The organism is Burkholderia pyrrocinia, assembly GCF_022809715.1.
Taxonomy (GTDB): domain Bacteria; phylum Pseudomonadota; class Gammaproteobacteria; order Burkholderiales; family Burkholderiaceae; genus Burkholderia; species Burkholderia pyrrocinia_C.
In genome coordinates, this window is record NZ_CP094461.1 from 484996 (window position 1) to 499653 (window position 14658).

The 14658-nt window shown below is 68.4% G+C and carries 3 protein-coding genes; all 3 read right to left on the reverse strand.

Annotated elements, in window-relative coordinates:
* Positions 1 to 47: 47 nt before the first annotated feature.
* From MRS60_RS32445 to MRS60_RS32455, 3 genes are read right to left on the reverse strand one after another with little or no spacing between them, the layout of a single operon-like run.
* Positions 48 to 9134 carry a non-ribosomal peptide synthetase gene (locus MRS60_RS32445; protein ID WP_279388980.1) on the reverse strand — a complete coding sequence of 3029 codons (9087 nt, stop codon included), beginning with the start codon at positions 9132 to 9134 and terminating at the stop codon, positions 48 to 50.
* Positions 9131 to 13045, reverse strand: a complete 3915-nt coding sequence (locus tag MRS60_RS32450; RefSeq protein WP_243567411.1) for an amino acid adenylation domain-containing protein — start codon at positions 13043 to 13045, stop codon at positions 9131 to 9133. Before MRS60_RS32450 ends, MRS60_RS32445 begins: the two co-directional genes overlap by 4 nt.
* A complete protein-coding gene (locus MRS60_RS32455; protein WP_243567412.1) occupies positions 13033 to 14649 on the reverse strand; it encodes an MBL fold metallo-hydrolase in 1617 nt (538 codons plus the stop codon). The genes MRS60_RS32450 and MRS60_RS32455 overlap by 13 nt, the downstream gene beginning before the upstream one ends.
* Between the last annotated feature and the right edge of the window lie 9 nt (positions 14650 to 14658).

Genomic DNA, 14658 nt, shown 5'->3' on the forward strand with positions numbered 1-14658 from the left:
GAAGCAGCGCGCACGGCGCGCGCCGCCCGAACTCCGGCCGGCCCGCATCACGTCTTCTCCTCGAGCGCGTCGTCGGCCGTGACTTCGGGCGCGCGCGTCAGGCGCAGGCCGACCCGGACCCGTGGGCTGGCGGCGGGCGCGTCGCCGGAGAGCGGGATGCGATCGACCGGCGTGGCCGGATCGCGGCGGAAGACGTCGTGGATCGCGAGCAGTCGATCGCGCATCGCGGCGATGGTCGCGGGGCGGAACAGGCGGGTGTTGTAGATGAACTGGATAAGGTGCCTGCCTTCGCTTTCCACGATCTGGAAGGACAGGTCGAACTTGGCCGTGCTGTCCGTCCGCGAGATGTCCGTGATGCACAGACCGGGCTGCGGCGCGGGTATCGAAACGTAGTTCGCTTGAATGTCGAAGATCGGGAAATGGTTCGCCGGGGTGCGGATCTTCAGGTCTTCCAGCAGCACGTCGAACGGATAGGACGCATGCTCCAGCGCTTGCGTGGAGGCCTTCGCCACACCGTCGATCACCTCGGCGACGGTCGCGGATTTCCGCACCGGGACGCGCAGCACGACGGTATTGAGGTACACCCCGATCTGCGATTCGAGCTGTTCGCTGTCGCGCCCGGCCGTCACGCTGCCGATGACGATGTCCTCACGCCCCGTGTAGCGGTGCATCAGCACGCAGAACGACGCCAGGAGCACCGCGTAGAGCGACGTATGGTGAGCGCGGGCCAGCGTCGCGAGCCCCGCCGCCTGCGGCGCCGACAGTTCGACTTCGAGCGTCTGCCCGGCATGACCGAGCCGCTCGGGACGCGGGAAATCCGACGCCGGTTGCAGGCGGGGCAGCGGCGGCGCCAGTTGCTCGAGCCAGTACGCGCGATGCGCGGCGGCGCGCGGACCGGCGAGGCTCGCGTTGTGCCACGCGGCGTAGTCGCGGTACTGGATCGGCAGCGGCGGCAGGTGGCGTCCCGCATACAGCGCATGCAGGTCGTCGGTCAGCACGCGGATCGACCACGCATCCGATATCGCGTGGTGCATGTTCAGCAGCAGCAGATGTTGCGTCGGCGAGAGCCGGACCAGCTTGACGCGAAAGAGCGGTCCCGACGCGAGATCGAACGGCTGCTCGCTTTCCGCGCGAATCAGCGCATCGATCGCTTGCGGCCCGGCATCGTCCGCCAGATCCATTTGCTCGACCCGGAATCCGGACGCCTCGCGGGTGAGGATGCGTTGCCGCAGCTCGCCTTCGATCATTGCAAACACCGTGCGCAGGCTCTCGTGGCGATCGACCAGCCGGTCGAACGCAAGGACGATGCGTGCCGTGTCGACGGCGCCGTCCAGCTGCAGCGCGCCTGCCATGTTGTACGTGGACGGATCCGCGCTGCGGCTCGCGAGCCAGATCCGCTTCTGTGCACGCGACACCGCGTAGGACGGTTGCACGGCAAGCGCCGGGATGATCGCGTCGGCGCCGGCACCGTCGGCGGGCGTGGCAGCCAGCTTCTGCGCGAGCGCGCGCGGCGACGGCGCATGGAAGATGTCGGCGACCGCGACGTTCAGTTTCAGTTCGCGCCGGATCCGGCTGACCATCTGGATCGCCTTGAGGCTTTGGCCGCCATGCTCGAAGAAATCGTCGTCGATGCCGTTCGGCCGGCGGCCGAGCACCTCGGCGAAGATGCGCAGCAGCGCCGCCTCGACAGGCGTCTGCGGTTCGGCCGGCACGCCGTCGGGGACGGACGCGGCATCCGGGAGCGGCAGCGCGGCGCGGTTGATCTTGCCGTTCGGCATGACGGGCAGCGCCGGCAGCAGCATCACGGTGTCGGGCACCATATGCGCCGGCAGTTTTTCGCGCAGTGCGTCGCGCAGGCCTTTGGGCGTCCAGCCGGTACCCGACGCGTAGCCGCACAGGGTCGTTTCCGAGTCCGGCGTCTCGCGGGCGACCACGACGGCGTTGGAGATGCCTGCGAGGCCGGTCAGCGCGGCTTCGATTTCCCCGAGCTCGATGCGATACCCGCGGATCTTGACCTGGAAGTCGCGGCGGCCGAAGAAGTGGAGATTGCCGTCCGGCCCGAAGCAGCCGATATCGCCGGTGCGATACAGGCGCGCGCCTGGTTCCGGACTGAACGGATCGTCGCGGAACACCGCCCGGGTGCGTGCTTCGTCGAACAGGTAGCCGCGCCCGACGCCGACGCCCCCGATGCAGATCTCGCCCTTGACGCCGGCCGGGCACGGATTCATGTCGGCATCCACGACGTAGACGCGCAGGTTCTCGATCGGCCGGCCGATCGGAATCGCCGGCAGATCCGGCGCACGCTCCATGCTGTAATGCGCGACGGAGTCCGACGCTTCGGTCGGCCCATAGGCGTTGATGAGCCGGACCGCCGGATTCAGGCGGAACCAGGCTTGCGCGGTGGCGGGCTGCAGGGTTTCGCCGATCGTCAGCAGCGTTTCGAGGTGCGGGAAGGCCGGCGTCGCATGCCGTTCCAGCTCGCCGAGAAAGGTCGCCAGATAGGACGGCACGAATTGCATCGCCGTGATGCGGTCGCGGTGCAGGTTGTCGATCAGGCGCGCGGGCTCGAGGATGACGGCATCGGGATAGATTACCGTCGTGCCGCCCGACACCAGCGCCGCGAAGCACTGCCAGACCGAAATGTCGGAGCAGTGCGAAGCGGTCTGGGCGACCGCGCTCTGCGCGCCGAGCCCGACCCTGCGCGCCATCGCGAGCACGTGATTGAGCATGCCGCGATGCTCGACCATCGCGCCCTTCGGTTGGCCGGTCGAACCCGACGTGAAGATCACGTAGGCGAGGTCCGCGGGCCGGCAGCGCGGCGTCGGCGCTGCCGCGTCGCGATGGCCGGGCAGGCGGGCGGGATCGACCAGCGGGATCGACGCCAGCGCCGGCGGCGGCTGGCAGTCGGTGCCGACGATGATGGCCGGCCGGGCCAGCGTCAGGATGGTCTCGACCCGCTGGGCCGGATAGGCCGGATCGACCGGAACATACGCCGCGCCGCACTTCCAGATGGCCAGGATCGTTTCCAGCATCAGCGGCGAGCGCGGCATCCAGACGGCGATCCGGTCGTCCGGCCGGATCGGCGCCGTCTGCAGAAGATGGCCGGCGATCCGGTCGGCGCCTTCGACGAGGTCCCGATAGGTGCGAACCTCCGTGCCGCAGCGGACCGCAATGCGCTCGGGGTGCGCGGCGGCCACGGCCTCGATCAGTTCGACCAGCGTCCGGTCGGACGGAATCGGCGCGAAGGTATCGTTCCAGCCCAGCAGGATGGCGTCCCGCTCGGCGTCGGTGAGGAGCGCAACGCTGCGGTTCGGGCGATCCTCCTCGCCGGCCAGGCCGACCAGCAGGGTTTCGACATGGCGCAGCAGGCGGACGATCGTTTCGCGATCGAACCGGCCGTCGTCGTACAGCACCTGCAGCGACAGGCGCTTGCCCGGCGTCACGACCAGCGTCAGCGGGTAATTGTTCGGATCGGACACCTGGAATTCGCCGATCCGCAGGCCGGGCAGCGCATCGGCCAGTGCTTCCTCGACCGGATAGTTCTGGAAGATGAGCAGGCTTTCGAAGAGCGGCACGCCGGGCGGCAGGCCGGCGAATTTCTGGATGTCGGCCAGCGGATAGTGCGCATAGTCCTCCTGCTGCGCGAGATCCATCTGCAATTGCGCCAGCCACGCGGACGTCGGGCGCGCGTCGATGCGGACCCGCACCGGCAGCGTGTTGATGAACAGCCCGACCATCTCGTCCGACGCGGGCAGCGACGCGGGGCGACCGGAAACGATCGTGCCGAACACGACGTCCGCTTCACCGCTATAGCGGCTCAGCAACTGCGCCCACGCACCCTGCGCGAGCGTGTTGAGGGTGACGCGATTGGTTTGCGCGAACGCGACGAGCCGTTGCGTGTCGTTTTCGGACAGCAGCAGCGGCTCCTCCACATAGGCGCCCGGCGCGGCCGTGCCGTCGAGTTCGGGGCGGCCCAGCACGAGCGGCGTCGTCGCCGGGAAATCCGCCAGCTTCGTCTTCCAGAAGCGTTCCGCCGCCGCGGAGTCCTGGCGCGCCAGCCAGCGCACGTAAGCGGCGAAGGCGGGCGGCGCGTGCCGCTCCGGAGCGCCTTCGGCCGGCAGCGCCTGATAGGCGGCGGCCACTTCGCTCAGGAGCCGCGCGGAACTCCAGCCGTCGAGCAGCAGGTGGTGATGGCTCCAATGGAAGCGCCATGCGTGATCGCCCACGCGGAACAGCGCGAGCCGCATCAGCGGCGCGCGGGTAAAGTCGAAGCCGCGCGCCCGGTCTTGCGCCACGTAGGCTTCCCGACGCTGCCCGGCCTCCGCGGCGGACGCCGCGCGCAGATCCTCGTCGTGCCAGGGCAAGTCGATACGGCGATGCACGACCTGCACCGGGCTTTCGATTTCTTCCCAGTGAAACGAGGTTCGCAAGATGTCGTGCCGGTGCGCGACGGTATCCCACGCGCGGCGGAACCGTTCGACGTCGAGCGCCCCGTCGATACGGAAATTCAGGCTGCTGAAATAGGCATCCGACGCGGGTTCGTACAGGCCGTGGAACAGCATGCCCTGCTGGGTCGGCGTAAGCGCGTAGACGTCGGCGATCTCGTCTGGCACGACCGAGGCCGGCGCCTGCGGCAGACCGGTCGCGGGCCGGGTCGATGCGGACTGGACGGCATGGTCGGCGACCAGGGTTTCGAGCGCCGCGATATAGGCTTGCGCGACGCGCCGGATGGTGTCCGGGTCGTGGCAGGCCCGGCTGAATTCCCACGCAACGTGCAGGCGGTTGCCGGTCACGTAGGCGTTGACGTCGAGCAGGTGCTCGCGCAGCTGGTTCGCATTGCGGCCGTCCCCGCTTGGCTCCGCGGCCTGTTTCCAGTCGCGTGCGGCGGTGAACAGCTGGTCGGTCTGGCCCAGGTAGTTGAACAGCAGTTGCGGCTGCAGAGCCGGGCCGTCGAGCCGGTCTTGCAGCAGGCCGCAGGTGATGCCCGCGGTCGGCACCGCGCGCAGTCGCGTCTTGATCGACGCAACCAGGCGAGCCGGATCGTGCGAACCGGCATCGACCGTCAGCACGACCGGGAAGACGGACGTAAACCAGCCCACCGTGCGCGAGATGTCGAGGTCTTCGATCAGTTCCTCGCGACCGTGCGCTTCGAGATCCAGCAGGACGTCGGCGCATCCGCTCCAGTCGCTGACGGCACGCGCGAGCGCGGCAAGCAGCACGTCGTTGATCTGCGCGTCGTAGGCGCGGGGCGCTGCGCCCAGCAAGGCCGCGGTGGCGGCTTCAGCCAGCTCGACCACGATCGTTTCGGCGGACGACACGGTATTGGCATCGGCCGACGCGGCGCGATCGAGCGGCAGGCCGGGCAGCGCGGAACGCGCCAGCGCTTGCCAGTGGGCGAGGTCGGCGTCGGCGGCGCCGGAGCCGGCCCAGTTCGAAATGGCCCGGGTCCATGCGGTCCACGTCGCGCTGCCGCCCGCGAATTCGGGCACCTTGCCGTTGCGCAGGCGGGTATAGGCGTCGTACACGGTTTCGAGCAGTGCGCCCCACGACACGCCGTCGACGACCAGATGATGGGCGACCAGCAGCAGACGAAGCGAACGGCCTTCGTCGATGCGGAACAGGTCCGCGCGCAAGACCGGGCCGTCCGACAGATTCAGGCTCGCATGCGACTGCGCGACGTGCTGCGCGAGCCGATCGCGCGGAATGTCGAACACGCCGACGGGGACCTCCGGATCGTCGACGACTTCCTGGACCCGGCCGGACGCGTCCGCGCGAAAGCGCAGCCGCAGCGCGTCGTGCCATTTGACCGCGTGCCGGAGCGCGTGGCGCAGCAGGACCGGATCGAGATCTGCCGGCACGTCGAGCAGGACCGCCTGGTTGTACTGGTCCGGATCGTCCTTGCGCTGCGCGAAGAAACGCTTCTGGATGGGCGTCAGCGGCAGCGGGCCGGACGACGCGACGAACTCCGCCGCGCCGGTCGTGCCGCGCGTCGCCACGGCGGCGAGCTCGGCGACCGTCGGATGCTGGAAGATGAGCCGGGTGGTGAGCTTCAGGCCCGCCTTGGCGGCCAGCGACACGATGCGCATGCTGAGAATCGAATCGCCGCCCAGCGCGAAGATGTTGTCGTGGATGCCGGGCGACGGAATCCCCAGCGCTTCTCCCCAGATGCGGCACAGCAGCGTCTCGGTGGGCGTGCGGGGCAGCGTCGGCGCGTGTGCCGCGGCGGACAGCCGCGACCGGTCCGGCGGGGGCAGCGCCTTGCGGTCGATCTTGCCGTTGCTGCTCAGGGGCAGCGCGTCGAGCACCACGTAGATGCCGGGCACCATATAGTCCGGCAGCGTGGCGGACAACGCGGCGGCAATCCGGGCGTCGCTCAGCGACGCGCCGTCGCGGAACGCGACATACGCGCACAGCGCGGCGCGGCCGGTCTCGTCGCGATAGTCGAGCGCGGCCGCCTGGCGGATTTCCGGAATGGCGGCCAGCGCGTTGTCGATTTCCGCGAGCTCGATGCGGTAGCCGCGGATCTTCAGCTGGTGGTCCTTGCGGCCGTGCAGCACGATCGTTCCATCGGGGAGATAGCAGCCGATGTCGCCGGTGCGATACAGGCGGACACCGCGGTCCGGATGGAACGGATCCTCGATGAACGCCTCCCGCGTAGCGGCTTCGTTGTTCAGATAGCCGCGGCCGACGGCGACGCCGGACACGCAAAGTTCGCCGGGAATCCCGATCGGGCACAGGTTCAGCTGCGGGTCGACGACGTAGAGGCGCACGTTGCGGATCGGCTTGCCGACCGGTACGTAAGGCGTGGTCGGCGCGCACGTCATGCGGTGCTGCGCGACGTCGTCGGACGCTTCCGCCGGGCCATAGGCGTTCACCAGTGCGATGTCCGGGAACACGTCGAACCACTGTTTCACCAAAGCCGGGCTGACCATCTCGCCGGTGACGAGCAGGTGCCGCAGGTGCCGCATCAGCGCCGGCCGTTCCGATGCGCGGTCGAGCACGGCGGACAGATAGGACGGCACCAGTTCGACGATGCTGATCCGGGTGGCTTCCAGGGTCGTGACGAAACTCGCGGGATCGCGAATGCATTCGTCGTCGACGATCACGGTCCTGCCGCCGACGAGCGGCGCCGTGAAAAATTGCCACACCGAAATATCGAAGCAATGCGGCGCGGTTTGCGCGATCACCGACGACGCCGAGATCGAAAATTCGTCGATCTCGGCGAGCATGTGGTTCAGCATGCCGGCGTGCTCGACCATCGCCCCTTTGGGCTTGCCGGTGGAGCCGGACGTGTAGATCACGTAGGCGAGGCTGTCGGGCGATACGGGGCGGCCGGGATTGGTGTCGTCGACGATATCGGTGGCGGCGTCGAGCGACACGACCGGTGCGAGCGCGGCCAGCTCGGGAGGAAGCAGGCCGTCGCAGGTAATCACGAGGGCGGCGCCGGAATCCTCGAGAATGGTGCGGATGCGGGCCACCGGATAGTCGGGGTCGATCGGAATATAGGCGGCGCCGCACTTCCACACGGCGAGGATCGCCTCCATCAGGCGCGCCGACCGGTGCATGCAGATTGCGACCAGCGCGTCCGGCCCCAGCTCGGCGGCGGCCAGCAGGCGGCGAGCGGTGCGGTTGGCGCGCGCATTCAGTTCGCCCGCGCTCAGGACGTTGCCCCGGTACTCGACCGCGGGCCGCTCGGGATGGTCCGCGGCGGCCTGCTCCAGGCGATGCACGACGGTGCGCGCGGCGTCGAACGGCACGGCGGTGTCGTTGAAGGTCTCCAGCAACTGCCGGCGTTCGGCCTCGGGCAGTATCGGCAGGCGGCCTAGCAGCCGGTTCGGATCGGCCGCGAAGGCGTCGAGCGTCGCGGCCACGTGGCCCAGCATCCGCTGCATGGTGTCTTCATCGAAGCGCCGCGGGTCGAACGACAGTTCCATCTGCCAGTCGTCGCGCGCCGTCACCACGAATTCGAGCGGAATGTCGGCGCGGTTGTAGAGCAGCACCTCGTCGACCGCCAGCCCGTGCGCGCCATGCGTCAGCGACGCGTCGAGCGGGTAATTCATGAACGTGATGTTGCTCTCGAACAGCGGTGTCGTCAGCGGCACTTCGCTGCAGCGCTGAATGTCGGGCAACGGGGTGTGCTCGAACTGCGCACGTGCGGCCACGCGCGCCTGGATCATCTTCAGCCACGGCACCAGCGGCTGCCTCGGATCGACCCGCACCCGCACCGGCACCGTATTGATGAACAGGCCGAGCATGGTTTCGATCCCCGGCAGGTTGGCGCCCCGTCCGGACACGACGGCGCCGAACACCACGTCGGTCTCCCCGCTGTAACGCGACAGCACGAGCGCCCAGGCCGCTTGCGCAAGGGTATTGAGGGTGACGTGATGCCGGGCCGCGAATTGCCGCAGGCGTGCGCTCAGGTCGGCCGACAGGTCGGCCTGCACTTGCGCGAGGCCCTGGCCGAAGCGCTCGCCCGCTTCCGCGCGCGCGGCCGTGGGCAGCGGGGTCGGCGAGTGGAAACCTTCGAGATAGCGTGTCCAGTACTGCTGCGCGGCTTGCGGCTCGCGCTGCTGCAGCCACTGGATATAGTCGCGATAGGGGCGCACCGCGGGGAGCGCCGGCGGCACGCCGCGCGCGAGCGCGCCATAGACCTGGAAGATCTCCTCGATGACGAGCGACAGGCACCAGCCATCGGCAAGGATGTGATGGTGGCTCCAGCTGAACAGGTATGCGTCGGCGGCGACGCGCACCAGGCGACAGCGCACGAGCGGCGCGCGATCGAGCGCGAAGCCCTCGGCCAGGTCGTCTTCGAGATGCGCGCGCCACCGCGTGCGCTGTTCGTGTTCCGGCAGGTCGCGCCAGTCGTCCTGCACCCACGGCAGCGTGGCGTGCGCGTGCACGACCTGCATGGGCTTGTCGAATTCCTCCCAATGGAACGACGTGCGCATCACCGGATGCCGATCAACGAGCTGCTGCCATGCGGCATGGAACAGCACGGGATCGAGGCTGCCGGTGATCCGGCAACCGAGCTGGTTGAAGCTGCTTCTCGTGCCGGGCGAGTGCACGGCATGAAAGAGCATCGCCTCCTGCATCGGGGAGAGCTCGTAGATATCGGCGATGGTGGGGGATGTCACGATTTGATCCTTGAGACAAGGGCGTCCAACGCTTCCTGGCTGATGCGCGCGGCCGGAAAATCCGACGGGCTCAGCCCGCGCGGGCCGTCGCCGCCGGCCGCGACGATCGACAGCAGACGGCTGCGGTAGCACTGCGTCAGCTGCTCGATGACGCCGGGTGCGCAGGCCTCGCGGTTGTAGTGCCAGGTCAGGCGCAGACGCCCGTCGAACACCATCCCGTCGATCTCGAACAGATGGCCGCGACGCGCGCGCGGGCTGTGCTCGGGGCTCTGGAAGTCGAGCACCGGCTTCCAGCCCGTGTCGTCGGCCAGCACGCGATCGACCTGGCCGAGATAGTTGAAGCGCACCGGCGCCGGCGGCTGCCGTTCCAGCGCCGCCGCGATGCCGGCGTCGTTGCCGAGGTAGCGGGCGATGCCGTAGCCGAGCCCGCGCATCGGCACCGCGCGCAGCTGCTCCTTGACGTGGCGCAGCGCCTCGACCGCCACGGTGGCGTCGCCGGCGTTCAGGAACACCGGATAGTGCGCGGTGAACCAGCCGATCGTGCGTGATGTATCGACGCCGTCGAAGAGGTCCTCGCGGCCGTGGCCTTCGAGATCGACGACCAGCGACGCGTTGCCGGTCCAGTCGCCGAACGCGAGCAGCAGGGCCGTCAGCAGGACTTCGTTGATCTGGGTATTGAACGTGCGCGGCACGTCCTGCAACAGCGCGAGCGTTTGCTGCGCGTCGAACTCGATGACCGACGTGCCGGCCTCGGCGACGGTGCCGACCGGCATGTCGTCGAAGCACGCGTGCTCGTCGGCGTTCTCCCGGAGCCAGTAGTCCAGCCCGTCGAGCGCGGTCGCGCCGAGTTCGGACAGGCGCGTCGACCAGTCGCGCCAGGCCGTCGTCCTGGCCGGGAGCTGCACCGCTTCGCCCGCTTCGAGCTGGCGACACGCGGTGTACAGGTCTTCGAACAGGATGCGCCACGAGACGCCGTCGATCACCAGATGGTGCGCCACGACGAGCAGGCGCTGCGGTTCGTCGGGACCGAACCGGAACAGGTGGGCGCGCAGCAGCGGCGCCACGGACAACGTGAAGCTCTCCTGCATGCGGGTGGCGGTCGCGAGCATCTCGGCCTGCCGTGCGGCGGGCGCCGCGCCCGCCAGCGACGTGATGCCGAGCGGAATCGCCAGCGGCGGCGCCGCATGCGATTGCTGCCACGCCCCGGCGACGCGCTCGAAACTCAGCCGCAGCGCGTCGTGATGCGTCGCGACGGCCGCCAGCGCGCGCTCGATCACGTCCGGCCGCAGCGACGCGGGCACCTCGATCATCGTCGACTGGTTGTAGTGGTGCGGATCCGCCACGTCCTGCGCGAAGAACCAATGCTGGATCGGCGTCAGCGGCGCGGGGCCGACCACCGGCTCCTGCGCAATCCGGATCGACGGCGCCTCCACCGCAACCTGCGCCAGCTCGGCGATGGTCGGATGCGCGAAAAACTGGTCGGCGGTGAATTTGAGGCCGATTTGCTGGGCCAGCGACATCACCTGGATGATCAGGATCGAGTCGCCGCCCAGTTCGAAGAAATTGTCGTGCACGCCGATCGGCTCGCGGCCCAGCACCTCGGACCAGATCTTGCCCAGGCGCGCTTCGACGTCATTGGTCGGCGCGGCGTACGCGGTTTCGCTCGGCACGGGCGCCAGTTCCAGCGCGGCGAGCGCCTTGCGGTCGGGCTTGCCGTTCGGCGTCAGCGGCAGGCGTTCGAGCGTCACGATCGACGCCGGCACCATGAACTCGGGCAGACGTTCCTTCAGGTGTTCCCGCAGGCTGGCGACGCTGGCCGTCGCCGTCGCGACGCAGGCCACCAGTTGCTTGTGTTGCGGCGCGTCCTCGCGCACGAACACGATCGCGTCGGCGACGTCGGCGTGCTGCCGGAGCGCCGCTTCGATTTCGCCCATCTCGATGCGATAGCCGCGAATCTTCACCTGCGTGTCGCGGCGCCCGGTGACTTCCAGGTTGCCGTCCGGCAGCCAGACACCGAGGTCGCCGGTGCGATAAAGGCGCTCGCCCGCGTCGAACGGGTGGTCGACGAAAGCGGCGGCCGTCAGGTCGTCCCGGCCGACATAGCCGCGCGCCAGTGCGATGCCGGACACGCAGATCTCGCCCGTGCAGCCCTCGGGGGCCAGCGCCCCGTGCTCGTCGAGCAGGTACAGGTGCGTGTTGTGGATCGGGCGGCCTACCGGCAGGCGGGCGCCGTAGGCGGTTGCCGGGTCGACCACGTAGTCCGCGACGCACACGGTTGCCTCGGTGGGGCCGTACGAGTTGTGGCACGTGCGGGTCCGGGCCAGCTCGCGCAGATCCGCCGCGCGGGCGCTGTCGCCCGCGCTGATGACGCGTTTCACGGTGCCGAGCGCGTTCCAGTCGAGCGCGGCGAGATAGGCGGGCGTCGCGTTGAGGGTGGTGACGCCCTGCTGCGCGATATATTCGACGAAACGCGGCACGTCGCGGATCACGGCGGGCTTCGCCAGCACCAGGCGCGCGCCCGCGAGCAGCGTGACGAAAATCTCCATGATCGAGCCGTCGAAGCCCGGCGAGTAGAACTGGACGAACCGGTCGGCGGCATCGAAACCGAAGGCGTCCACATGGTACTGCGCCATGTTCAGGAGCCCTGCGTGTTCGAGCACGACGCCCTTGGGCACGCCCGTGGAGCCGGACGTGTAGATGATGTACGCCGCATCGTCCGGGCGGACCTCGACCTGCGCCGCCGCCGATGCAGGCGCCAGCGTGTCGAGCTGGAAGTCGAGGGCGAACATCGGGATCGCCCAGAAATCGGCGAGCAACGGCAGGTGTTCCGAGTGCGTCAGCAGCGCCTTGACCTTCGCGTCCTCGATCATGAAGCGCAGCCGCTCCCGCGGAAACTCCGGGTCGAGCGGCAGATACACCGCGCCCGCCTTGAGGGCGCCGAGCATGCCGACGATCCAGCGCTCGGAACGGTCGGCCACCACGCCCACCACGTCGCCGCGTTCGATCGCGTATTCCGCGAGCAGGAAGCTCGCCAGCCGGGACGCCTGGTCGTCCAGTTCGGCGTAGGTCAGCGATGCATCGGCGGTCACCACGGCGATGCCGTCCGGCGTGGCCGCGACCCGTTGCGCGAACTGCTCCAGGAAGGTTCCAGGTACCGCGACGGGCGCCGCATGCGAACGAAGGCGCGCGCGTTCGTCGTCGTCGAGCAGCGAGACGGTGTCGAGCGCAGCGTCCAGCGCGCCGAAGCCGGCCAGCACGTTGCGCAGGTGTCGCGCGACATGCTGGAGATAATGCAGCGTGAACACCGTCGGCCGGCCCGTCAGCACGATCTCGTAGCGCTCGCGATGGCGGATCTCGATCGACAGGTCGTAGTCGGCCGACGCCCAGGCTTCGTGCAGACCGTCGAAGCGCACGCCGACGTTGGTCGTGTGCCGTTCGCCATGCAGCTTGTGCGCGAGGGCGGTGATCGGAAAATCCTGATACGAATAGCTGCGCTGCACCCTGTCGCGCACCTGGTTCAGATACGCGCGAACCGTCGGGCCGGGCTCGATGGCGTCGAGCAGCGGGACGGGATCGGCGGGGCCGCTCGCGGGTCCGGAGATCAGGCGCGGCGTATCCAGGAACAGGCCGGCCGCGCCGTTGTAGCGCCCCAGCACACGGAACAGCGCCGCCAGCAGCACGACGAACGCGCCCAGCTCGTTGCCGGCGGCGAGCTTCTCCAGCACCGCCGCCGCGTCGCCGTCGAGCTCGAACGTCAGTTCCGGCGCGGGGCCGAGCGGCAGCGCATACGCCTGCCACGCCTGCTGAAGGCGGAAGTCTTCGTCGATGCGACCGAGCGCGTCGCCCCAGAACGCCACGTGTTCCTGGTATTGCCCGCTGGTCGAGAGCGCGTTGAGATTCAGTTCTGACAAAGCACGATCTCCCTCGTCGCGTACAGGATTTCGGAAGCGATGCCCTTGGCCTTGCAGTGCGCGACGAACTGGGTGGACTGGATATGGCTGGGCGAGTTTTCGTCGAAGGTGTTGTCGAGGAGGTGGTTCAGCCACGGCTCCTGACCCATCGCATAGACGTACGCCGCGTTGAACGCGAAGTCGTCCACCAGCGCGGCGGCCTCGCCGAACTGGCAGCCCCGCGCACGGCGCGACCGATCGATGTCGCGCGGCAGCGCGTCGGGAAACAGCGGGCCATAGACCCATGACGGCGGCGCGCCCTCGGTTTCCATCCCGACGAACAGCGTGTCCGGCTTGCCGGCGAGGCGGAAGACATGTTCGTAAAGGCGCGGGTCCAGGTTGCACGAATCGGCGATGCACAGCACCGAACGCGTGCCGAAGCGGATCATGAAGCTCTGCTTGCTCTGGATCGCCAGGTCGTTGTGTTCGCCCAGGAACGGAATGGCGGTGATGGCCCCGTTGGGCAACTTGATTTCCTGAGCATCCCGAACTTCCCGCACGTCGTCGAAGCCGAGCTTGCGCAAGGCCAGTTCCAGCGACGGATCTTGCGGAAAGCCGTCGAGGTTCCTGCCGACCACCACGGTCTTGACCTTGTGGCGAAGCTGCAGCAGCGTTTCGAGCACGATGTGATCGTGATGGCTGTGCGTGATCAGCACGTAGTCGATCTGGTCCGGCAGGTCGGCGAACGTATAGCGCGGCAGCGCGGTGTCGTAGCCGTAGCTGATCACCGGATCGATCAGGATGCTCACGCCCCGGCTCTGGACCAGCAGGCACGCGTGGCCGTAGTAGCGGATGCGGATGTCGTCGCCGTCGAACGAACGATCCGGTTTCGGTGCCGGCGCCTGTTCGACGAAGAACGAGCGGAACAGCGGCTCGTCCTTCTCCTCCACGCGCATCAGATCGACGATTTTCGCGTAGCTGCCGGGCGTGTCGCGCATGCGGAACAGCGCGTCGAGTGCGCGATCGTCGAAGGCCATGTTGCTGAACAGCGTGCGCTCGTCGCTGAGCCGGGGCGTGCTGAGAATGAATGGCCGCGGCGTGTTCTCCTCGATCGCCGACAGCGCGATGCTCTGCGCATCGCGCGCATAGAGCGGGCTCGCGTACAGCAGGCTTTCGAACACCCGGAAGGACGGGTTGTGGTTCAGGTCGTAGTAGATCTCGACATAGCCTTTCAACACCTCCGGAATCTCGGGGTAGAGCGGGTCCGAAGCCATCCCCTTGGCCTGTTCCAGCAGCAGCGTGGAGAACGCCTTGTAGGCCTTCGCCAGTTCCAGCTGCAGGGTCGCGCGCCGGGTGGTCTGCTCGATCAGCGCGCGGATTTCGTCGACGCGCTTGCCGCCCAGGTCGAGGAACGGGCCGCCGCGCATCGCCGGATCCTTGCAGGCCGCCGCATGCATCATCGGCGATGCGGCATAGGACTTCATCAGCGGCAGGAACCGCTCGGCCACGTTGAGGGCGGCGGTCAACGGCGGAAGCGTGTGAAACCACGCGTACCAGCCGTTGATCAGCGGTTCGAACTGGATGTTTTGTCGCAGGTAGACCTGCGTGCTGGACGAAATGGTCAACGAAGGCTC